Genomic DNA, 21,111 nt, shown 5'->3' with positions numbered 1-21,111 from the left:
CGACCGCGCGCCAACGCAAGAGATCCTGGAAGGAACCCGCCCCGAAGGGCCGGACACCTTCCAAGATCTCTTGGGCGGAGCCGTACCCGCCCCGGGCAGCATTCAGCGCCCGGTGGCGGCCAGGGCCACCACCGGGCGCGAGAGCGTCCCGATCAGGCCGGGGCGACGGCGCGCGTACGGCGCATGGTGAGCACGTACTCGACCAGCGAGATCAGCACGTGCTTCGTCGACTCCCGGTTACGGGCGTCGCAGGCCACGACCGGCACGTCGCTCGAGATCGCCAAGGCGTCCCGGACGTCCTGCGGGTCGTGGTACTGCATCCCGTCGAAGCAGTTGATGGCCACCAGGTACGGCAGCCGCCGGTGCTCGAAGAAGTCGATCGCCGCGAAGCAGTCGGCCAGCCGGCGGGTGTCCACCAGCACGACCGCACCGATCGCGCCCCGCACCAGTTCGTCCCACATGAACCAGAATCGGGTCTGACCCGGCGTACCGAACAGGTACAGGATCAGGTCACGGTCGATCGAGATCCGGCCGAAGTCCATGGCCACCGTGGTCGTCGTCTTGCCCGGCACCTGCCGGGTGTCGTCGACGCCCACGCCAGCGGAGGTCATGATGGCCTCGGTGGTCAGCGGCGTGATCTCCGAGACCGAGCCGACCAGCGTCGTCTTACCGACGCCGAATCCACCGGCGATAACGATCTTCGCCGACGTCACGCGCCCACTCGGGTTCGGTGGGCGGTGCGACATGTCAGAGCCTGCGAAGTCCACTCAGCACCCTCTCCAGCAGTTCAGTGCCCACCGCGTCGTCGGAGTCGTCCAGGATGGTCGGCTCGTGGACCGCGACCAGGCCGTCCGTCGCCATGTCGGCGATGAGCACCCGGGCCACACCGAGCGGGAGCTGCATCCGCGCCGCGATCTCGGCGAGCGATTGCACGCGTCCGTCACACAGCGCGGCGATGTACTGGTGTTCGCGGCCCTGGCCGCCGTTGCCATTGGCAGCGGCCCGACCGCGCACCGTCGTCTCGACGAGCGCCTCCAGCGCGATGTCGAGCCGGGGACGGGTTCGACCACGGGTCACGGCGTATGGACGGACCAACGCTCCGGTCGGTTCGTCACGATCGGCCATGTCGCCGCTCACCTCCTTCGCACCCCGTACCGGCTCCCACCGGTGGAACTCGTCGTTCTTGTCGTTTTAGTTGCGCCGACCACACGATCGGCGAGGCGTCAGCCCAGCATGCCCGCGGCCGCACGCGGCTGCGGGGTCAGGGCGTCGCCCACCCGGTCGACCAGTAGTGCCATCTCGTAGCCGACCTGCCCGACGTCGGAGCTGCGGGCCGCCAGCACGGCGAAGGACGAACCATCCGAGATGGACATCAGGAACAGGAAGCCATTGTCCATCTCCACGACGGTCTGGAGCACCGCGCCTCCCTCGAAGCAGCGGGCTGCCCCCTGGGTGAGGCTGACCAGACCGGACGCGATCGCGGCGAGCTGGTCTGCCCGGTCCCGCGGCAGGTCCCGTGACGACGCGAGGAGCAGGCCGTCCGCCGAGACGGCGACCGCATGTGCGACACCGGGCACCCGGTCGGCGAAGTTGGCCAGCAGCCAACCAAGATCCTGCGTAGTTGTCATCCTTCTTGCTCCTTCTGCCCGCTCCCGGCCGCTGGGCCTGAGCCAGACTGCGAGGATTGCTGCCCTCCCGGAGTCGCCTCCGGGCTGGTCGGGTTGTCCGAGGTGCTACGCCCTCGCTGCACGCCCCGGTGGTAGGCGGAGAGCAGGCCACGGACCGCCTCCGGGGAACGTCGCTGGACCGAGGTGGTGGGCTTCTCCACCGCGCCCGGCACCAGCTGCGCCATCGGCTTGCGCTTCGGCAGACCGGTCGTGGTGGTCTCGTTGACCGGCGCCGCCGTGGCCGCTGCCGAGGCGGCACGCCAGCCGTCGTCGGCGGCGGTCTGCCAGCCGTTGGTCTGCGATTGGGGCCGGCGGTTCGGCAGGCTCTCGGCGAGGCCGGGGCGTGCGCCCCCGTTCGCTGTCGACCCGTTGTCCTGCGGCGCTCCTCCGGCCGTCGGAGTGTCTGCCATCGGCGTGTTACCTGTCGTCCCGGGTGATGTCTTGTGGACTGCCCGACCGGTGGCCTCGACCGCCGCGAACTGCTGGGTCGCGTCACCGCCACCGCCGTTCGCCGCCGGCTTGTCGCCGGCCGCGGCCTCCTCCGGACCCGGACGGCGGGTACGGAACCAGGCGGACTCGAGCTCCCGGAAGATCGGCAGCTCCATGGTCTCGTCCGCGTACCGCTGGCGGTTCTGGGCCTGCGGCTGCTGCGGTGCCGGGCGGGTCTGCGCCGGCGGACGCGACGCCTGGGCCTGCTGAGCCTGGGCCTGCGGGGCCGGAGCCTGCTGAGCCGGAGCCTGCGGGGCGCGGGCCTGCTGAGCCTGGGGCGCCGGAGCCGGCGGCTGGGCCGCGGTGCTCGGCTGGTCGCCGGGGCGCGGCACCCGGGGCAGCTCCGTCGTCATGTCCAGGGCGGCGGCGAGCCGCTCGGGCACCGGCGGGGTCTGCGTGTCCCGCTCGCCGCCGGGCACCGGCGGCCAGGCCGGCGGCGCCGGGGCGCTGGGCGCCGGAGCGGGCGGGGCGGACCGGGGCGTGAAGCCGCTGAACGACTGGCCGGAGGCCGGCGGCGCCGAGTACGGCTGGCCGGACGCCGGGGAGGCCGAGACCGGCGACGCGGACACCGGCGGACCGGCGTACGGCTGGCCGGAGGCCGGAGCGGCGGACACCGGCGGGCTGCCGTACGGCGCACCCGAGTAGGGCTGACCGGAGTACGGCTGACCGGAGTACGGCTGACCGGAGTACGGCTGACCGGACGCCGGCGAGGCGGAGACCGGCGCACCGGAGTAGGGCTGCGCGGAGACCGGCGGCGCGGAGTACGGGTGCACCTCCGGGCTGCTGGGCAACTGCCGGGGAATGGCCGGCTGCTGGCCGGTGGTCGTCGGCTCGTCGCCGGCCCGCCGCTGCGGCAGCGGGTCGATGGGCTGGCCGTTGGCCGTCCGGGGCGCGAACCCGTCGCCGCCGTTGACCCCGTTGCTCGCGCTCGCGCCGGTCAGGTCCGACCAGGCGGGCATCGAACGGTACGCACCGGTGTTGGCGGGCGTGCCGGCGCCGTTGCGCGAGGCCGGGTCGAACGGCCGGCCGCCCAGCGTGACCTGGTTGCCGGACTCGCCGGGGCGGGGTCCGTTGCCCAGCGCGGGCAGCGCGCCGAGGACCGGCGCGGGCCCACCGTGCTGCGGGCCGGCCGCGGGCAGGGCCGGCGGCTGCTGCACCCGGCCGGCGAGCGCGCGGGGCACCAGCACCGAGGTGGGCAGGGTCACGTCGGCGACCGTGCCGCGGTCGGCGCCGGGGCGCAGCTCGACGCGGACGCCGTGCCGCGACGCCAGGCGGGCGACCACGACCAGGCCCATCATCCGGGAGACAGCCACGTCCACCTGCGGCGGCGTCGCGAGCTTGTCGTTGAGCTCGTGCAGCTGCTCGCGGCTGATGCCGATGCCGCGGTCCTCCACGTACAGCGAGGCGCGGTCACCGACCCGGCGGGCCTCGACCATGACCTGCGAGTCCGGAGGGGAGAACGCGGTGGCGTTGTCGAACAGCTCGGCGATGAGGTGCACCAGATCGTTGACCGCGTGCGCGGCGACCTCGATGTCGCGGTCGATGACCCCGAACTCGATCCGGGTGTAGTGCTCGACCTCGGACTGCGCCGCGCGCAGCACGTCGATGAGCGCGGCCGGCTCACGCTGCACGCGGGTGGAGTCGGCGCCCGCGAGGACGAGCAGGTTCTCGTCGTTGCGGCGCATCCGGGTGGCCAGGTGGTCGAGCTGGAACAGCTCGGCCAACCGGTCCGGGTCCTCCTCGCCGCGCTCCAGTCGGTCGAGGTGCCCGATGAGGCGGTCGACCAGGATCTGCGAACGACGGGCCAGGTTGACGAACATGGTCGCGACGGAGGCGCGCAGGGCCGCCTGCTCGGCGGCCGTCCGGACGGCTTCCAGGTGAACGGCGTTGAACGCCTCGGTCACCTGGCCGAACTCGTCCTTGCTGCGGACCGGCAGCGGCTCGGCGATCTGGTTGGCCAGCTGCACCGGGGAGAGCTGCCCGACGACCTGCGGGTCACGGAGTCGGGCCACCGCCTGCGGCAGCCCGTACTGGGCGACGGAGAGGGCGCCCTGACGCAGCTCACGCAGCGAACGGGCCATCGAGCGGGCGACCAGGTACGCGAAGAGGATGGCCAGCAGCAGCATGCTGAGCAGCAGGCCGGTCTCCAGGAACACCTGGCGCTGGACGTCCGAGCGCAGGTTGTCGGCCTCGGCGACCACGTCCCCGTCGAGCTTCGTCTCGACGGCGCGGATCAGCTTGGCGTTGGCCGTCATGGCCGAGTCCCACTGGTCGGGGCCGAACGGGGCGCCACGCATGTCGCCGGTGGTGTTGCCGTCGATCCAGCCGGTGTAGTTCTGCGCCTCGCGGCGGTCACCGCCGGCGACCGTCTGGTCGTGGAACTTCGCCTCGTCGGGGCTCGCGACCGCCTTGAAGCTCTGCAGAGCCTGCTGCTGGCCGGTGCCGCTGGCGATGTAGTCGGTGCGCAGCGCCGGGGTCAGCCGCTGGCCGCCCTGCACGCCCAGCGCGCGGTGGACGACGACCCGGCGGACGGCGAGGAACTCCTTCTCCCGGGCGACCGCCGCGGCGGCGCGCATCCGGTCGCTCAGGTCGTTGTCGCCGGCGAGCTGGGTGGCCGAGTCACGGATGGCGAGCAGGTCGTTGATCAGACCCTCGTACGCCTGGATGGCCTCGGCGAGCTTCAGCTTGCCGTTGAACACCTGACTGCGGACGCCCGGCAGCTCCTGCAGGTTCTGGTCGATGCCGTCGAGCAGACCCTCGAGGCTGCCCGGCAGGTCCTCGACGTCGCCCCGTTGCTGCCGGTACGGGCCCGTCGCCTGGTCGACCCGGGAGTTGACCCGGTTGTAGGCCTCCTGGTACTGCGCCTTCGGCTGCGTCCCCGTGGCCTGCAGCAGCAGCACGGCGGTGGTCCGCTCGTCCTGCAGCGTGTCGACCAGGTCACCCGAATAGCTCGACAGGTTGGCCAGGTCGCCGGCTCGGTTGGCATTGTTGAGCGTGTCCAGGTGGTCGACGAGACCACTGGTGCCCACCACGACCGTGGCGATGGTCGGCACGATCATGATGAGACCGAGCTTGGACCAGATCGGCATGTCCCGGAGCCGACTGGCCGGCCGGCGCAGCCGCGACAGGAAGGAGCCCGCCGTCTTTGGCCGTTTGCTCACGTCACCGCCCTCGCGATTACAGCTTGAACGCGTTGCCCCGGGCAACGCCCAGCGACCGACCCGGCGGGTCGGACCCCCGAGATTCCATCACGCCGGTCGGCAAGAAGAAAGCCCAGGTTGTCACCGGCCGAAGGTGTGATGAGATGTTGATGCGATTTGATAGCAGTCCGTCTGGCCGGAGTAACTGAAGGTAATGGAACATCCCCACCGCGTCGTCCTGCTCGCCGGCCCCTCAGGCTCCGGAAAGTCGTACATAGCGCAGCAAACCGGCCTGCCGGTGCTGTGTCTGGACGACTTCTACAAGGACGGCGATGACCCTACGTTGCCGCGCCGAAACGGCCAGGTCGATTGGGAATCACCGCAGTCCTGGGACGCCCTGACCGCCGTCGAAACGATTGCTCGACTCGCCCGCGAGGGCCGTGCCGATGTGCCGGTTTATGCGATCGGCGCGGATCGACGGGTGGCCACCCGGCCATTTGATGTCGACGGATCGCCACTTTTCGTGGCCGAAGGGATTTTCGCCGCCGAGATCGTCGAGGAGTGCCGCCGCCGCGGGCTGCTCGCCGGGGCGTACGCGCTGCGCCGTCCGCGCGGGGCGACCTTCCTGCGCCGGCTGGCCCGCGACCTGTCCGAGCAGCGCAAGGCGCCCCGGGTGCTGGTCCGGCGCGGGGTGGCCCTGCTGCGGGCGGAGCCCGCGGTGCTGCGCCGGCAGATGGGGCTGGGCGCCGAGGCGGCCCGAGCCCGGGAGGTGCTGCGCCGGGTGGCCGGCCTGCTCGCCGGCCACCACCCGCACGGCCGCAAAGGCCACCCGCGGGGCTGAGGGCGCCCGCAGAGCCGAGGAGGCCACCCGCAGGGCCGAGGCCCCCTCAGGGCAGCAGCTTGGCGTACGCCGGCTTGATCACCTCGTCGATGATCCGCAGTCGCTCGTCGAACGGGATGAAGGCGCTCTTCATCGCGTTGATGGTGAACCACTGCAGCTCGCGCCAGCCGTAGCCGAACGTCTCCACCAGCAGCGACATCTCCCGCGACATGGAGGTGCCGCTCATCAGCCGGTTGTCGGTGTTGACGGTGGCCCGGAACCGCAGGTCGCGCAGGAGCCCGATCGGATGGTCGGCGATCGAGGCCACCGCGCCGGTCTGCACGTTCGACGAGGGGCAGAGCTCCAACGGGATCCGCTTGTCCCGCACGTACGCGGCCAGCCGGCCCAGCGCGCCGTCGGGGGCGATGTCGTCCACGATCCGTACGCCGTGACCGAGCCGGTCCGCGCCGCACCACTGGATCGCCTGCCAGATCGACGGCAGCCCGAACGCCTCACCGGCGTGGATGGTGAAGTGGAAGTTCTCGCGCTGCAGGTATTCGAAGGCGTCCAGGTGCCGGGTGGGCGGGAAGCCCGCCTCGGCGCCGGCGATGTCGAAGCCGACCACCCCCGCGTCGCGGTGCCGCACGGCCAACTCGGCGATCTCCTGTGAGCGCGCCGCGTGCCGCATGGCGGTGAGCAGGGTGCCCACCCGGATGGTCAGGCCGGCCTCGACGGCCTGGGCGGTGCCCTCGGCGAACCCGGCCAGCACGGCTTCGACCACCTCGTCCAGGCTCAGGTCCCGTTCCAGGTGCTGCTCGGGGGCGAACCGCACCTCGGCGTAGACGACCCCGTCGGCAGCCAGGTCCAGCGCGCACTCCCGCGCCACCCGGCGCAGCGCCGGCCCGGTCTGCATGACCGCCACGGTGTGCGCGAACGTCTCCAGGTAACGCTCCAGCGACCCGGAGTCGGCGGCTTCGACGAACCAGCGTCCGAGCGCCTCCGGGTCGGTGGTGGGCAGCTCGTGCCCCACCTCCGCGGCCAGCTCGACGATCGTCGCCGGCCGCAGCCCGCCGTCGAGGTGGTCGTGCAGCAGCGCCTTCGGGACCTTGACGATGTCCTCGTACCGGATAGTTGCGACCATGCTCAGACCCTAGTCAGCCTGCCGGGGCCGGCCACGCCAGCCCGCTCATCCGGGCCAGCCGTAGACGCGGTCGACGGCGAGCCGCAGGACCACCCGCCCGTCGGCGACCATGGCGGCGCGGTAGTCCGCCCAGTCCGGGTGGGCACCGCGGATCCCCCGGTAGACCTCGACCAGCTCGTCGACCACCGCGTCGCCGATTGCCGCTGCCGGCTCGGTGAGCGTCACGGTCCCCTCGGCTACCGCGTACGCGCCGCCGTCCGGCGTGGTCACGTGGAAGCTGGCCCGGGGGTCGCGGCGCAGGTTGCGTACCTTCGCCCGGTCGCCGGTGGTGGAGCAGCGGAGCAACCCGGGTTCGGCCAGGTAATCGAGGTTGGACAGTTGGGGTCGGCCGTCGCGGCGCAGGGTGACGAGCACCCCGCGTCCACGGGTGCCGAAGAGGTCCCACAGCGGATTCGTTGACATGTCATCGACCGTAGGAGGCGATTCGATGACATGTCAACCAAGACGCTAGGCTGACCGGCATGGAAGCGACCCGGTGGCTGGACGAGCGGGAGGACCGCGCCTGGCGGGGCTACCGCCGGATGCGTCGCCTGCTCGACCTGGAACTGGCCCGGGAGCTGACCCAGGACGCCAGCCTGTCCGAGCCGGACTACGACGTGCTCTCCGACCTGTCGGAGACGCCGCAGGGCCGGCTGCGCCTCAGCGAGCTGGCGGACCGGATGCTCTGGTCCCGCAGTCGGCTCTCCCACCACCTGACCCGGATGCAGCAGCGCGGCCTGGTGACCCGGGAGGAGTGCCCGGACGACGCGCGCGGCGCGATCGTCGTGCTCACCCCGGCGGGTCGGAACGCCATCGAGGCCGCCGCCCCCGGCCACGTGACCGCCGTCCGTCAGCACTTCCTCGACCTGCTCACCCCGGCCGAGGTCGAGGCGCTCGGCGCGTTCACCCACCGGGTCGTCGACCACCTCGCGCAGAGCCGCGCGCCCCGCCCCCGACGCGGCCGGGAGTCCTGACGTGGACCCGCGCGTCCTCGACCGGCTGCGCTGCCCGGTCTGCGGCGAACCGCTGGCCGAGACGACCGCCGGCACCGCCCGGGCGCTGCGGTGTCCGCGCGGGCACAGCTTCGACGTGGCCCGGCAGGGGTACGTCAACCTGCTCGCCGGCCGCGCACCGCACTCCGGGGACAGCGCCGAGATGGTGGCCGCCCGCGCCGACTTCCTCGCCGCCGGGCACTACGACCCGGTCTCGGACGCCCTGGCCGCCGCCGCGACGCAGGCCGTGCAGCACCTGCGCGACGTGTCGTCGCTCGACGCGTACCCCCTGGTGGTGGATGCCGGCGCGGGCACCGGCCGATACCTCGGCGCGGTGCTGGCGGCGCTGCCGGACGCCGTGGGTCTGGCCCTGGACGTCTCCAAGCCGGCGCTGCGTCGCGCGGCCCGGGCGCATCCCCGGGCGGCCGCGGCGCTCGCCGACACCTGGCAGCGACTGCCCCTCGCGGACGGCTCGACGGCCGTGCTGCTGAACGTGTTCGCCCCGCGCAACGGCGCGGAGTTCCACCGGGTGCTCGACCCGGCCGGCACGCTGCTCGTGGTGACGCCCGCCGCCGACCACCTCACCGAGCTGGTGGACGCCCTCGACCTGCTGCGGGTGGACCCGGACAAGGCCGACCGGGTGGCCGCCAGCCTGGGCGGGCACTTCACGCCGGTCAGCTCCACGGTGCACCGCGCGGAGCTGGCGCTGACCCGGCCGGAGGTCGCCACGCTGGTCGGGATGGGTCCGAGCGCCTGGCACACCAACCCGGTCGCCCTCACCGAACGGCTGGCCGCGCTGCCCGAGCCGGTCCGGGTGCGCGTGGCGGTCCGGCTGGACGCCTACCGACGCCGCTGAGGCTCAGGTGGAGAGGTCGACCTCTTCCCAGCCCGGCGGCTCGTCATGGTACGGCCCGCGCAGGATCACCGCCCACTCCAGCGCCCAGCGTCGCTGCCCGATCGCGTTGGCGTCGACCAGCCCCGGCGCCCGCCGGCCGCTCCGCTCGGTCTCCAGGTAAGCCCAGTCCAGGCAGTAGTGCAGATCGAGCAGGGCCGCCGCGTCGGCCGGGTGCTGCGGCGCGGCGAGGATCCGGGACTGCCAGCGGCCGAAGGTCTCCCCCTCGGCGATGTGCGGCAGCCGCTCGACCAACCGCTCGTCCACCGCCAGGGTGGGATCGAGCTGTTTGCTCAGCCCCAGCACCCAGGCCAGCGCGAAGAGCGCGTCGTGGTGCAGCACGAACGACCGGTGGTCGCCCTTGCCGCCCATCACGAACTGCCACTCCGGCGGGGTGACCATCTCGACCAGGTGCGAGCCGAGCAGCCAGCTCATCGCCGCCTGCGGGGGCATCCCGAAGCAGCGCGCCAGGATGAGGTGCAGCACGGCGATGCGCGCCTCGATCTCCGCCCTGGGTCGCAGCTCGATCGCATCACCCGGCTCCCACACGAGCGGGAACTGGGCCGGCGGCAGCGGCAGGCCGAGCCGGGACAGCTCGTCCAGGCTCGCCTCGCGCACCTCGCGCGGGTCGGGGGCAGGTACGGTCACGGGGCAACTTCCTGTCTGCTCGCGACGGCTCAACGCCGGCTGTCCCCCCTTGGCCTGCGAGAATAGCGCTCCCAGGTGACGGGCACCACGCCGCCCCGACCTCCGCCCCGGTCAGCCGATCCGCTCGATGACCAGGGGCGTCGCGGTTGGCGCGGTCGGTGCAATGTGCACCGCGCGACTTGCCTCCGCCAGGGCCGCCGGAATCCGCGACGGGTCCTCGGCGCGCAGCTCGTAGAGGGCGTCCCCGACCCGCACCGGATCGCCCGGCCGCTTGTGCAACACCACCCCGGCCGGCACGCTGACCGGGTCCTCCTTGCGGGCCCGGCCCGCGCCGAGCCGCCAGGCCGCAACCCCCATGGCGTACGCGTCGACGGCCGCGACGTGCCCGTCCTGCTCGGCGCGGACCACCTCGACCTCCGGCGCGGTCGGCATCGGCGCGTCCGGGTCGCCGCCCTGCGCGCGGATCATCGCCCGCCAGGAGTCCATCGCCCGCCCGTCGCGCAGCGCCGCCTCGGGGTCGGCGTCCGGCAGGCCGGCGGCGTCGAGCATCTCCCGGGCCAGGGCGAGCGTCAGCTCCACCACGTCGGCCGGCCCGCCCCCGGCCAGCACCTCGACCGACTCGGTCACCTCGACCGCGTTGCCGATGGCCAGGCCGAGCGGGGTGGACATGTCGGTGAGCAGGGCGACCGTCCGCACGCCGTGCGCACCGCCCAGCTCGACCATCGTGCGGGCCAGCTCGCGGGCCTGGTCGACGGACTTCATGAAGGCGCCCGAGCCGACCTTGACGTCGAGGACCAGCGCGCCGGTCCCCTCGGCGATCTTCTTGCTCATGATCGAACTGGCGATCAGCGGGATCGCCTCCACGGTGCCGGTCACGTCGCGCAACGCGTACAGCTTGCGGTCGGCCGGAGCGAGCCCGGCGCCGGCCGCGCAGATCACCGCGCCGACATCACCGAGCTGGGCGATGAACTCGTCGTTGCTCAGCGAGGCCCGCCAGCCCGGGATGGACTCCAGCTTGTCCAGCGTGCCGCCGGTGTGCCCGAGGCCGCGCCCGCTGAGCTGCGGAACGGCGGCACCGCACGCGGCCACCAGCGGGGTGAGCGGCAGGGTGATCTTGTCACCGACACCGCCCGTGGAGTGCTTGTCGACGGTCGGGCGACGGACCGCCGAGAGGTCGAGGCGCTCACCGCTGGCGATCATCGCGGCGGTCCACCTGGCGATCTCCGGCCCGGTCATGCCGTTGAGCAGGATCGCCATGGCCAGCGCCGACATCTGCTCGTCGGCGACAACACCCCGGGTGTACGCGTCCAGCACCCAGTCGATCTGCGCGTCCGACAGCACACCCCCGTCCCGCTTCACCCGAATAACGTCAACAGCAGCAAACCCACTACTCATCAGAAGATCTTCCTAGTCGATTGCAGATCCCGCCCACGGCCCGTGACCACGTCGGGGCGGGGGCCGACCGTGCCCGGCGCAGGGATCAAGCCTGACCGCCCGGAGCCGGGCACGGTCGGCCCCCGCCCCCAACCTCAGCCACCCGACCACCGCACCGGGATCTCCAAGGGCGGCTCCCCCTCGCCGGCCCAGAAGATCGTCCCGGTCTCGTCGACCACGACCACGCGGGGCGTGCGGGCCATTCCCCAGGTGATCGCCTCGGCCGGATCGTCCCAGCTCGGGGCTTCCTCCAGCACGCCGGTCTCGGCGCTCGCGTCGTCTCCCGCCGAGCGCTCCCAGTACGCCGTCCAGACCTGCTGCCCGTCCGAGAGGTCCGGGTGCACGAAGACGGTGCCGCGTCCACGCCAGGCGGCCAGCCGCTCCGGGACCACCGGCACCGGGGTCTCCCCGGTCACCGCCTCCAGGTCCTCCACGCCGAAGGCGTGCGGCAGCAGTTCCGCCATCCGCAGCGGGCGGGTCTTCGTCTCGATCAGGCACTCCGGCCCGCCGTTCTCCCAGAGCAGCTGCCGGCACCGGCCGCACGGCATCAGCGGCTCACCGGTCGCGTCGACGCAGGAGAGCGCGACGAGGCGCCCGCCACCGGTGGCGTGCAGGCTGGACACCACTCCGCACTCGGCGCAGAGCGTCACCCCGTACGCGGCGTTCTCCACGTTGCAGCCGACCACGACGCGGCCGTCGTCGACAAGCGCGGCCGCGCCGACGGGGAACGTCGAGTACGGCGCGTACGCGTGCCGCATCGCCTCGGTGGCGGCGGCCCGCAACCGCGCCCAGTCAATGTCGGTCATCCCATCATTCTGCCGAAGCAGCCCAGGTCAAAAGCAGGCAGGGCGGCAACCCCACCCACCCCGCCGCCCTAGCGCGGTGATCAAGAGGTTTGCGTCAGGAAAGTCGTCGATCCTGACGCAAACCTCTTGATCACCAGAGGGGTGGGTGGGGGTCAGCCCTTGATGTACGGCTTGCCGTCGGCGGCGGGTGCCCGGACCCGGCCGACCAGGCCGGCGACCGCCAGGATCGTCGCCAGGTAGGGCAGCATGGCCAGGAACTGGCTCGGGATCACACTGTTGATGGCACCGAGATAGGTGGCGAGCTGGTCGGCGAAGCCGAAGAAGAGCGCGGCGAGCAGCGCCCCGGTCGGGTTCCACCGACCGAAGATCAGCGCGGCCAGCGCGATGAAGCCCTTGCCGCCGATCATGTTCTTGGTGAACGAGTAGAGCGCCAGCGTGTACGACGCGCCACCGATACCGGCGACCACACCGGCCAGCAGCACGTTGCGGTAGCGCAACCGGAGCACCTTGACGCCCAGCGTGTCGGCGGCGATCGGGTGCTCGCCCACCGACCGGGTCCGCAGCCCCCACCGGGTACGGAAGAGCCCGATGTGGATCACCAGCACCAGCAGCAGGCCGAGGTAGAGGAAGATGTTGCCGCGGAACAGCGCCGGCCCGAGCACCGGGATGTCCTTGAGCAGCGGGATCTCCCAGTTGCTGAAGCGCGGCGCGCTGTTGTACCTCTCCGCGTCGGTCTGCATCAGCCGCTCGTAGAGGAAGCCGGTGATGCCGACCGCCAGCAGGTTCAGCACGATACCCATGACGACCTGGTCCACCAGGTAGCGGATGGCGAAGACGGCCAGCAGCAGCGAGATGAACGCGCCACCGATGGCGGCGGCGACCAGACCCACCCAGACGCTGCCGGAGATGCTGCCGAACAGCGCGCCGCTGAACGCGCCCATCAGCAACTGCCCCTCGATGGCCACGTTGACCACGCCGGACCGTTCGCAGAGCACGCCGGCGAGCGCACCGAAGATCAGCGGCAGGGCCAGGATGAACGTGCCCCGGATGATGTTGACCAGCGGCATGAAGTTCTGCCCGGCGGGCGCGGCGGAGACCTGCCAGCAGAGGAAGGAGAGCACGAAGGCGACCAGCCCGACGCCGAGCACCGGCAGGAACCAGCGCTTCGGCACGCCGGCGAGCAGGGCCGCGCCGGCGGCGATCGCGATGATCCCGAACAGGATCGCGCCGATCGTGCCGTTGATCTCCAGCGCGGCACCGGCCGCGTCGTCGCTCAACGTGAACCGGGCCTCCTGGTCGGTGGCGAGCGCCCCGAACAGCACCGCCGCCAGCAGGCCGAGCGCCGTCAGCGTGAGGCCGACCTTGCGGGTACGGGTCCAGAAACCCTCGTCGACGCCGACCGCGACGTCGGGGACAGCCATGGTGGACATGCGTTACCAGCCCTTCGCCAGGCTCGTCTGCAACCGGGCGGCCCGTGCGGCCCGGAGCTGGAAGATCGCCTTTACCAGGGCGGGTGCGGCGATGAAGATGACGATCAGTGCCTGGAGCACGGTCACCAGCTCCAGCGAGATGCCGGAGTACGACTGCATCCGGTTGCCGCCGGCCTGGAGCGCACCGAACAGCAGCGCGGCGAGCAGCACCCCCCACGGCTTCACCCGGCCGAGCAGCGCCACCAGGATGCCGTCGAAGCCGATCTGCGCCACCACCAGCGGCGTCAGCGCGCTGGCGGTCGAACCGAGCACCATGTTCGAGCCGCCGAGACCGGCCAGGACCCCGGAGAAGACCATGATCAGGATGTACGTCCGGGTGACGCTGATGCCGGCCGTCCGCGCGGCGTCCGGGTTGGCGCCGACCGCGCGCAGCTCGAAGCCGAGCGTCGACCGGTTGAGCAACCAGGCCACCGCCCAGGTGGCCAGCACGGCGAGCAGGATGCCGGCGTGCACCCGCAGGTTGTCGCCGAGCAGGCGCGGCAGCTGGGCGGAGGTGTCCACCGCCTTGCTGATCGCGTCGGTCCGGGTCGGGTCCTGCACGCCGTTCTGCACGATGAGCCAGGTCAGGAAGTACGTGGCGACGTAGTTGAGCATGATCGTGTTGATCACCTCGTGCGCCCCGGCGCGGGCCTTGAGGATGCCCGGGATGAAGCCCCAGATCGCCCCGCCCAGCGCGCCGGCCAGCACCGCCACCAGCAGGTGCAGGCCGGGCGGCAGCGGCAGCAGGAAGCCGGCCAGCGCGGCCAGGATCACGCCGATGGTGGCCTGACCCTGCGCGCCGATGTTGAACAGGCCGCCACGGAAGGCCAGCGCCACCGCCAGGCCGGTGAAGACCAGCGGCGCGGCGTACGTCAGCGTCTCGGAGATCGGCGCGAGCACGGCCTGCCAGCCGTTGCTGCCGTTCACCCAGCCGGAGAACGCCTCGGGGTCGAAGATCGAGCCCTTGAACAGGTTCGCGTACGCCTCGCTCACCAGCGTCCAACTCGAGTTGAGCGCGTCGGCCGGCCGGGCGGTGATGTAGGTGTAGGTGTGCAGCACGTCCGGGTCAGAGACGATCATCAACACCGCGCCGACGACGATCGCCAGCACCAGCGACAGCAGGGTCACCGTGAAGGTGTTGGCCGCCCAGAGGTTGTCCAGGAAGAGCCGGCCCAGGGACGGCTTCGGCTCCGGCGTCTTCTCCGTCGTGGTCGTGCCGGCCCGCTCGGTGTTGCCGAGCGCGTTCTGCGCCGCCTGCGCCTCGCTCGCCGGCTCCTTGTCCGGAGAGCCCGACTGCGGATTGGGGTTGGTGGTCATGCCTCGTCCTCGCTCGCGGGGCCGTCGGCGCGCGCCGGACCCCCGTCGGCCGTGCCGGCCGCGTCCGGGTGGATGCCGGCCATCAACAGACCGATCTCCTCACGCGGGGTGTCCGGGCCGACGATGCCGATGATCCGTCCGCGGTACATCACCGCGATCCGGTCGGCCAGCCCGACCACCTCGTCAAGCTCGCTGGACACCACCATGACGGCGGTGCCGATGTCCCGCTCGTGGATGATCTGGCTGTGGATGAACTCGATCGACCCGACGTCCACGCCACGGGTGGGTTGGGCGGCGATGAAGAGCTTCAGCGGCCGGGACAGCTCCCGCGCCACGATCACCTTCTGCTGGTTGCCGCCGGACAGGGTGCCCACCGCCGCGTCCGCCGATGAGGTACGGACGTCGAACTGCTCGATCCGCTCCCGCGCCGACGACGCGATGGCGTCCGGCTTGAGGGCGAGCCCGGCACCGAACGGCGGCCGGTCGTAGATGTCCAGCACCAGGTTCTCGGCGACGCTGAACTCCTTGACCAGGCCGTCCACGCTGCGGTCCTCGGGCACGTAACCGACGCCGGCGCGGAGCACCTTCTTGGTCGTCCAGCCGTCGATCCGGTCGCCGCCCAGGCTGACCGTGCCGGCGAGCACCGGGCGCAGGCCCATGATCGCCTCGATCAGCTCCGTCTGGCCGTTGCCCTGCACGCCCGCCACGCCGAGCACCTCGCCCGCGCGGACGGTCAGGTCCACGCCGTCGACCGCCCGGACCTGCCGGTCGTCGTCAACGACCAGCCCGGCCACCTCCAGCACCGGCTCGCCCGGTGCGGCCGGCGACTTGTCGACGGTCAGCCGCACGCTGCGGCCGACCATCAGCGCGGCCAGCTCGTCCCGGCTCGTCTCCGGCGAGGCCGTGCCGACGGTCTTTCCGCGCCGGATCACCGTGATCCGGTCGGCGATGGCCTTGACCTCGCCCAGCTTGTGGGTGATGAAGACGATCGACTTGCCGGCCGCCTTCAGCGACCGCATGACCGTCAGCAGGTCCTCGGTCTCCTGCGGGGTGAGCACCGCGGTCGGCTCGTCCAGGATGAGCAGGTCGACGTCGCGGGTGAGCGCCTTGACGATCTCCACACGCTGCTGGATGCCGACCGGCAGATCCTCGATCACCGCATTCGGGTCGACCCGCAGGTTGTAGCGCTCGGACACCTCGGTGACCTCGCGCCGGGCCCGCCGCCGGTCCAGGAAACCGGCGATGCCGCCCCGGACCTGCTCGGCGCCGAGCATGATGTTCTCGGCCACGGTGAAGACCGGCACCAGCATGAAGTGCTGGTGCACCATGCCGATCCCGGCCGCGATGGCATCGGACGGGCCCTTCAGCTTCAGCGGCGTGCCGTCGACCAGGATCTCGCCCTCGTCGGGCTGGTAGAGCCCGTAGAGCACGTTCATCAGGGTCGACTTGCCCGCGCCGTTCTCGCCGAGCAGGGCGTGAATCTCTCCAGGCTCCACCGTCAGGTCGATGTGATCGTTGGCGACCAGATCACCGAACCGCTTGGTGATGCCGCGCAGTTCGAGTCTCAGCGCAACCTCCTGGAGTGCGAGCGATGGTGCAGCGTAGCTGCCGGTCGACCGGGCCGGACCAGGCCGGTCACCGTGGCGCGCGATCCGGCCGCTCCGGCCCCACGGGTGGTCACCCGCGGGCCGGAGCGGCCGGATCGGTCGTACCTGTACCCCGCCGCTCCTGCGATGATCTCACCGGAGCGGCCGGGCGGTTGTCACTTGGTCGGCTGGGCCTTCGAGGTGACGGTGATGGTGCCGGCGGCGATGTCCGCCTTGATCTTGTCAACCTCGGTCTTCAGCTCGGCCGGAACCTTGCCGTCGAAGTCGTGGTACGGGGCGATCGAGACACCGGTGTTGGCCAGGGTGCCGACGAAGCCCGGGTTGGCCTGCAGCTTCTCGCCACCGGCGGCCTTCACCACCGCCTCCTTGACGGCCTCCGGGATGTTCTTGACCACGGTGGTGATGATCGCGGCGCAGTCCGGGGTGCTCTCGCAGCCGTCGACGTCCACCCAGATGGTGCTGTACTTGCCGCCCGAGGCCTTGGCCGCGGCGGTGGTGCCGAGGCCGGAGCCGCCGGCGACCGGCATGATGATGTCCGCGCCCTGGGCGACCAGCGCGTCGGAGACCTTCTTGCCCTCGTCCTGCTTGGCGAAGTCGTTGGTGAAGGAGCCCTTCTGGGTCTCCTTGTTCCAGCCCAGCGCCTGGACGTTCTTGCCCTTGGCGGTGTTGTAGTACTTCACACCGTCGACGAAGCCGTCCATGAAGATCGTCACCGGCGGGATCGGCAGACCACCGTAGGTGCCCACCTTGCCGGTCTTGCTCATCCCGGCGGCGAGGTAGCCGGCCTGGAACGCGGCCTGGGCGGTGTCGAACTGCATCGGGTAGACGTTGGCGTCACCCGGGTTGGCATCGACGATGCCGAACTGCTGGTTCGGGTTCGCCTTGGCGATCTTCGAGGTGGCGTTGGCCATCAGGCCGCCGACCGCCAGGATGAAGTCGCACTTCTGGTTGACGAACTGCGTCAGGTTCGGCTCGTAGTCGGGCTCGGACTTCGACGCGACGTACTTGATGTCGATGTTGTCGTTGGCGGCCTTGGCCTCCTGCAGACCCTTCCAGGCCGAGGTGTTGAACGACTTGTCGTCGATGCCGCCGACGTCGGTCACCATGCAGGCGCTGTACTTCTTGGCGCCACTGCCGGCGTTCTTGTCACTATCGGGGGCCTCGCCACACGCGGCGGCGCTGAGCACGAGCCCACCTACCGCGAAGATCGAGGCGATCCGCATCCCACGCACCGAGCGCAAGACGTCTCCTTCCCATTGCACACCGCGCCTAGTGCGGTGGCAGCCCATCAGCCGACCTGCGGGTGTGCCGCCGGCTGTCCCACGTTACGGACGGGAGCGTACGCCCGCGCCCACCCACCGGCCGACAATCGTGCACGACTGTTGAGCGCCTGTTACCCGGGTGTAACCCTTGCGTGGGGCACATCACTCTTCGTGCTGGTAACCGAGCATCGAGGCGTCCCGAACGTCCGGTTCGCGGAGGTCATCCCCTCTGCCGGACGTTACCGCCAAAAGACCGCGACCGCCGCGTTGACCAGGGTCAGGCCGACGATCGCGAGGAAGTGGCCGCGGTTGACCACGTCCCGCTTCCGGGAGAAGAAGACCATGACGAAGATCAGCAGCGCGATCACCAACTTCGTCACAAGTTTCGCCGGGTCCGGCTCGTCGTCACCACCGCCACGCAGCGGCGCGGAGAGACCGAGCCCGGTCAGCAGCTGGATCACGGCGCCCCAGAGCATGGCGGAGTTGATGCGCAGCTTCCCGCTGACGTACTGCGCGATCGAGCCGCCGAGCAGCAGGGCGAAGCCGATCAGATGGACATAGAGGAGAATGAGTCGCAGTGCTTCCACGCCGCCCATCCTCCCCCATCAACGACAGTTCGTAGTAGGGGGTCGGCCGGTCGGCGCGTCGAGCCCGGTCACCACAGCCGCCACACCTGGAAGGTGGGGCCGTCGCCGGACAGGGTCGACACCCCGTCCGGCCCGGGCCGGAGCGCGGACGCCCCGCCGTACACGTTGTCGGCGGCCGGCAGCCCGGTCAGCCGCACCGGCGTGCCGGGCGCCCGGCGGGCCAGCACCAGCACCGAGCCGGCCGGCGCCTCCCGCAGGAAGACCAGCGTGTCCGGGTCGTGGTGCAGCCACCGCAGACCGCCGTGGCGCAGCGCCGGCTCCGCGCGACGCAACGCGATCAGCGACCGGTACGTGGCGAACGTGGCGGCGTCCCAACTGCCCGGCCGGCGCCACGGCATCGGGGTACGCGAGGACTCGCCGTTCGTGCCGGTCAGCCCCAGCTCGTCCCCCGCGAAGATCATCGGAGTGCCGGGCATCGTGGCGAGCAGACCGGCGGCCACCTCCTGCCGGGCGGCGTCGCCGACCACCGTCCGGATCCGCGCCGAGTCGTGCGAGCCGAGCAGCTGCCAGGAGTGCACGTACGAGCGCCACGAGACCAGCGACCGGTACGCGCCCATGGTGGCCAGCACCGCTTCCGCGTCCCGCCGGGGCACCCCGCCCGGGGTACCGAGGAAGTTCGGCACCGGCTGGTCGCCGTGGCGCAGCCAGGACCAGATCGGGTCGGTGAAGCCGACGTAGTTCATGGTGCCGTGCCAGCCATCGCGGTCCAGGTCACCGGTGTGGTCGTGGCCGTGCTCGGCCATCAGCAGGGCGTCCGGACGCTCCCCGACGACCACCGAGCGCAGCAGCGCCGCCACCTCGTGGGTGTACGCGTCGACGCCCCGCCGGCCGGTCATGTTCGCCACGTCGACCCGCCACCCGGAAAGGCCGTACGGCGGGCGCAGCCAGCGGCGCAGCGCGGCGTCCTCGGCGGTGGCGAAGCGACGGCGCAGGTCGGCGCTGCCCCAGTTCAGCTTCGGCAGCGACTTGACGCCGTTCCAGGACTCGTACGAGCCGGAGCTCTCGTCGAAGTAGTACAGCCCCCGCTCGGGCGCGCGCACGTCCGAGGAGGCCGACGCGAACCAGTCGTGGCCGTCGCCGGTGTGGTTGCTGGTGATGTCGCCGAGCAGCCGCCAGCCCCGGGCGCGTACCGCCTCGGCGAGGCGGGCCAGCGCGGCGTCCCCGCCGAGCAGCGGATCGACCCGGTCGAAGCTGGCCGCGTCGTAGCGGTGGTTGGAACGGGCCGGGAAGATCGGGGTGAGGTAGACGGTGTTCACCCCGAGCCGGTCCAGATGGTCCAGCCGCTCGGTGATCCCGTCCAGGTCGCCGCCGTAGAACTGGTACGGCGTCTCGGGGCCCCGCCCGATCACCGGGGTGTCCCAGTCGCACGGGATCGCCCAGTCCGGCAGCGGCCGATCATCCGCCGCCGCCGAACGGGCGAACCGGTCCGGGAAGATCTGGTAGATCACCGCGTCCCGTGCCCAGGCCGGCGGCGCGGCGTGGGTGACCAGCTTGAAGTCGCCGTGGTCGGGCACGTCGTGGTCGGCCACACCGGCGGCGGTCAGCCACCGGGGACCGTGCCGCCCGGAGAGCAGGAAGCGGTAGTTGCTCACCGGGTTGCGCGCCTCGACCTCGGCACGCCACCAGAGGACGTCGCCCTCGGCACGGTCCACGGTGGCCGCACGGAAGTGTGGCTCACCGTCGCCGGTGGTCCGCACGTGCACCTGCCGGACGTCGGCACCGGCCGGAACCCGGACGAAGACGTCGACGGTCTCGCCGAGCGTCGGCTCCTGCTGCGGGACGTAGCCGACGGATCCGTCGTGGTGCGGCTGCGGCGTGGTCATCCCTTGACCGCTCCGGCGGTCAGGCCGGAGACGATGTAGCGCTGCAGGAGCTGGAAGACCAGCACCGTCGGGATCGCGGTGAGCAGGGTGCCGGCCGCGAAGATCCCGAAGTTGTTGTTGCGCTCGTTGCCCTGCAACAGGCCGTACATGCCGACCGCGAGGGTCTTCGAGTCGCTGCTGGTGAGGAACACGTTGGCCATCAGGAACTCGTTGATGGTGCCGATGAACGCCAGCAGCCCGGCCACCGCCAGGATCGGCGCCACCAGCGGCAGCATGATCCGGAAGAAGACCTGGGCGTGCGACGCGCCGTCCATCGTCGCCGACTCGTCCAGTTCCCGGGGCAGGGTGTCGAAGAAGCCCTTCATCAGCCAGGTGTTCACGCCGAGCGCCCCACCCAGGTAGAGCAGCAGCAACCCCCACGGGGTGTTGAAGCCGATCGACGGCCACAGGTCGGTGATCGTGCCGAAGATCAGGTAGATCGCCACGATCGCCAGGAACTGCGGGAACATCTGGATCAGCAGCAGCGACAACAGCCCCACCCGCCGTCCCCGGAAGCGCATCCGGGAGAAGGCGTACGCGGCCAGCGCCGACAGGAACACCGACGCGAACGAGGCCACCCCGGCGATCAGCAGGGAGTTGAGGAACCACCGTTCGAAGGCGGTCCGCTCGAACAGCCCGCTGAAGTTGCCGAGCGACACCCCGTCGGTGGGCACCAGCTCGCTGGTGGAGAGCGTGCCGAGCGGATTGAGCGCGGCGGAGAGCACGAACACGATCGGGAAGAGGCTGAACAGCACGGCGAGCATGGCGACCAGGTGCCGCCAGCCGACCTGGGCGAACCAGCGGTTACGCCGCCTACCACTGATGTTCCGGTTCGCGGCCGGGCGGCCGGCCGTGTCGCCGGTACGCGCGGTGAGGGTG

At 71.5% G+C, this 21,111-nt stretch carries 19 protein-coding genes; 3 read left to right on the top strand and 16 right to left on the bottom strand.

The window, feature by feature from the left end; all coding sequences use genetic code 11:
- Positions 1 to 152: 152 nt before the first annotated feature.
- From ABZT87_RS00755 to ABZT87_RS00740, 4 genes are all read right to left on the bottom strand, one after another.
- A complete protein-coding gene (locus ABZT87_RS00755; protein WP_007455465.1) occupies positions 153 to 746 on the bottom strand; it encodes an ATP/GTP-binding protein in 594 nt (197 codons plus the stop codon).
- A 1-nt stretch (position 747) separates the two neighbouring features.
- Positions 748 to 1,125, bottom strand: coding sequence for a DUF742 domain-containing protein (locus tag ABZT87_RS00750; RefSeq protein WP_030329021.1), 378 nt, complete (start codon positions 1,123 to 1,125; stop codon positions 748 to 750).
- Between the two features lie 98 nt (positions 1,126 to 1,223).
- Entirely contained in the window at positions 1,224 to 1,628 is a 405-nt protein-coding gene (locus ABZT87_RS00745) for a roadblock/LC7 domain-containing protein (protein WP_007455462.1), read from the bottom strand.
- A complete protein-coding gene (locus ABZT87_RS00740; RefSeq protein WP_355132739.1) occupies positions 1,625 to 5,317 on the bottom strand; it encodes a nitrate- and nitrite sensing domain-containing protein in 3,693 nt (1,230 codons plus the stop codon). The genes ABZT87_RS00745 and ABZT87_RS00740 overlap by 4 nt, the downstream gene beginning before the upstream one ends.
- 502 nt (positions 5,318 to 5,819) lie before the next feature.
- Between ABZT87_RS00740 and ABZT87_RS00735 the strand changes: the two genes are divergently transcribed.
- Positions 5,820 to 6,137, top strand: a complete 318-nt coding sequence (locus tag ABZT87_RS00735; protein WP_355132737.1) for a hypothetical protein — start codon at positions 5,820 to 5,822, stop codon at positions 6,135 to 6,137.
- Positions 6,138 to 6,183: 46 nt separating this feature from the next.
- On the opposite strand, the gene ABZT87_RS00730 is transcribed toward ABZT87_RS00735, so the two are convergent.
- Together ABZT87_RS00730 and ABZT87_RS00725 are read right to left on the bottom strand one after the other, a co-directional pair.
- Positions 6,184 to 7,257 (bottom strand): adenosine deaminase, encoded by a 1,074-nt coding sequence (locus ABZT87_RS00730; protein ID WP_355132736.1) that lies wholly within the window; start codon positions 7,255 to 7,257, stop codon positions 6,184 to 6,186.
- 45 nt (positions 7,258 to 7,302) lie between these two features.
- Entirely contained in the window at positions 7,303 to 7,719 is a 417-nt protein-coding gene (locus ABZT87_RS00725; protein ID WP_355132734.1) for a PPOX class F420-dependent oxidoreductase, read from the bottom strand.
- 59 nt (positions 7,720 to 7,778) lie between these two features.
- Here ABZT87_RS00725 and ABZT87_RS00720 point away from each other — a divergent pair, with 59 nt between their 5' ends.
- Positions 7,779 to 8,270: a MarR family transcriptional regulator gene (locus ABZT87_RS00720; protein WP_355132732.1), complete on the top strand. Its 492-nt coding sequence runs from the start codon at positions 7,779 to 7,781 to the stop codon at positions 8,268 to 8,270.
- A 1-nt stretch (position 8,271) separates the two neighbouring features.
- Positions 8,272 to 9,144 carry a putative RNA methyltransferase gene (locus tag ABZT87_RS00715; protein WP_355132730.1) on the top strand — a complete coding sequence of 291 codons (873 nt, stop codon included), beginning with the start codon at positions 8,272 to 8,274 and terminating at the stop codon, positions 9,142 to 9,144.
- Positions 9,145 to 9,147: 3 nt separating this feature from the next.
- Here ABZT87_RS00715 and ABZT87_RS00710 read toward each other — a convergent pair whose 3' ends face one another.
- From ABZT87_RS00710 to ABZT87_RS00665, 10 genes are all read right to left on the bottom strand, one after another.
- Complete coding sequence (locus ABZT87_RS00710) at positions 9,148 to 9,828, bottom strand: DUF4272 domain-containing protein (protein ID WP_354863209.1); 681 nt, start codon at positions 9,826 to 9,828, stop codon at positions 9,148 to 9,150.
- A gap of 111 nt (positions 9,829 to 9,939) precedes the next feature.
- Positions 9,940 to 11,223: a thymidine phosphorylase gene (locus ABZT87_RS00705; protein WP_355068411.1), complete on the bottom strand. Its 1,284-nt coding sequence runs from the start codon at positions 11,221 to 11,223 to the stop codon at positions 9,940 to 9,942.
- Positions 11,224 to 11,357: 134 nt separating this feature from the next.
- Positions 11,358 to 12,068 carry a cytidine deaminase gene (locus tag ABZT87_RS00700; RefSeq protein WP_355132728.1) on the bottom strand — a complete coding sequence of 237 codons (711 nt, stop codon included), beginning with the start codon at positions 12,066 to 12,068 and terminating at the stop codon, positions 11,358 to 11,360.
- A 152-nt stretch (positions 12,069 to 12,220) separates the two neighbouring features.
- Positions 12,221 to 13,498 (bottom strand): ABC transporter permease, encoded by a 1,278-nt coding sequence (locus ABZT87_RS00695; RefSeq protein WP_355132726.1) that lies wholly within the window; start codon positions 13,496 to 13,498, stop codon positions 12,221 to 12,223.
- A 3-nt stretch (positions 13,499 to 13,501) separates the two neighbouring features.
- Positions 13,502 to 14,854 carry an ABC transporter permease gene (locus ABZT87_RS00690; protein WP_355132724.1) on the bottom strand — a complete coding sequence of 451 codons (1,353 nt, stop codon included), beginning with the start codon at positions 14,852 to 14,854 and terminating at the stop codon, positions 13,502 to 13,504.
- Positions 14,851 to 16,362: an ABC transporter ATP-binding protein gene (locus tag ABZT87_RS00685; RefSeq protein WP_355133650.1), complete on the bottom strand. Its 1,512-nt coding sequence runs from the start codon at positions 16,360 to 16,362 to the stop codon at positions 14,851 to 14,853. The genes ABZT87_RS00690 and ABZT87_RS00685 overlap by 4 nt, the downstream gene beginning before the upstream one ends.
- A gap of 254 nt (positions 16,363 to 16,616) precedes the next feature.
- Complete coding sequence (locus tag ABZT87_RS00680) at positions 16,617 to 17,684, bottom strand: BMP family ABC transporter substrate-binding protein (RefSeq protein ID WP_354860524.1); 1,068 nt, start codon at positions 17,682 to 17,684, stop codon at positions 16,617 to 16,619.
- A 278-nt stretch (positions 17,685 to 17,962) separates the two neighbouring features.
- Positions 17,963 to 18,310, bottom strand: a complete 348-nt coding sequence (locus tag ABZT87_RS00675) for a hypothetical protein (protein ID WP_234585695.1) — start codon at positions 18,308 to 18,310, stop codon at positions 17,963 to 17,965.
- A gap of 68 nt (positions 18,311 to 18,378) precedes the next feature.
- On the bottom strand, positions 18,379 to 20,193 hold the full coding sequence (locus ABZT87_RS00670; protein WP_355132722.1) for a glycoside hydrolase family 13 protein: 1,815 nt from the start codon (positions 20,191 to 20,193) through the stop codon (positions 18,379 to 18,381).
- The gene (locus tag ABZT87_RS00665; RefSeq protein ID WP_354860526.1) at positions 20,190 to 20,996 is read right to left on the bottom strand and encodes an ABC transporter permease subunit; all 807 of its coding nucleotides are present in this window, start codon (positions 20,994 to 20,996) and stop codon (positions 20,190 to 20,192) included. Before ABZT87_RS00665 ends, ABZT87_RS00670 begins: the two co-directional genes overlap by 4 nt.
- Positions 20,997 to 21,111: the final 115 nt, after the last annotated feature.

This window comes from Micromonospora sp. NPDC005237 (genome assembly GCF_040607775.1).
In the GTDB taxonomy this organism is placed as follows: Bacteria; Actinomycetota; Actinomycetes; order Mycobacteriales; family Micromonosporaceae; genus Micromonospora.
This window is presented reverse-complemented; position numbering and strand designations above follow the sequence as displayed.

Bases quoted from the DNA above. Each gene is read 5' to 3' on its own strand.
- ABZT87_RS00755 (WP_007455465.1), bottom strand. From the start codon at position 746: ATGTCGCACCGCCCACCGAACCCGAGTGGGCGCGTGACGTCGGCGAAG.
- ABZT87_RS00750 (WP_030329021.1), bottom strand. From the start codon at position 1,125: ATGGCCGATCGTGACGAACCGACCGGAGCGTTGGTCCGTCCATACGCC.
- ABZT87_RS00745 (WP_007455462.1), bottom strand. From the start codon at position 1,628: ATGACAACTACGCAGGATCTTGGTTGGCTGCTGGCCAACTTCGCCGAC.
- ABZT87_RS00730 (WP_355132736.1), bottom strand. From the start codon at position 7,257: ATGGTCGCAACTATCCGGTACGAGGACATCGTCAAGGTCCCGAAGGCG.
- ABZT87_RS00725 (WP_355132734.1), bottom strand. From the start codon at position 7,719: ATGTCAACGAATCCGCTGTGGGACCTCTTCGGCACCCGTGGACGCGGG.
- ABZT87_RS00720 (WP_355132732.1), top strand. From the start codon at position 7,779: ATGGAAGCGACCCGGTGGCTGGACGAGCGGGAGGACCGCGCCTGGCGG.
- ABZT87_RS00705 (WP_355068411.1), bottom strand. From the start codon at position 11,223: ATGAGTAGTGGGTTTGCTGCTGTTGACGTTATTCGGGTGAAGCGGGAC.
- ABZT87_RS00700 (WP_355132728.1), bottom strand. From the start codon at position 12,068: ATGACCGACATTGACTGGGCGCGGTTGCGGGCCGCCGCCACCGAGGCG.
- ABZT87_RS00695 (WP_355132726.1), bottom strand. From the start codon at position 13,498: ATGTCCACCATGGCTGTCCCCGACGTCGCGGTCGGCGTCGACGAGGGT.
- ABZT87_RS00690 (WP_355132724.1), bottom strand. From the start codon at position 14,854: ATGACCACCAACCCCAATCCGCAGTCGGGCTCTCCGGACAAGGAGCCG.
- ABZT87_RS00680 (WP_354860524.1), bottom strand. From the start codon at position 17,684: ATGCGGATCGCCTCGATCTTCGCGGTAGGTGGGCTCGTGCTCAGCGCC.
- ABZT87_RS00670 (WP_355132722.1), bottom strand. From the start codon at position 20,193: ATGACCACGCCGCAGCCGCACCACGACGGATCCGTCGGCTACGTCCCG.
- ABZT87_RS00665 (WP_354860526.1), bottom strand. From the start codon at position 20,996: ATGCTCGCCGTGCTGTTCAGCCTCTTCCCGATCGTGTTCGTGCTCTCC.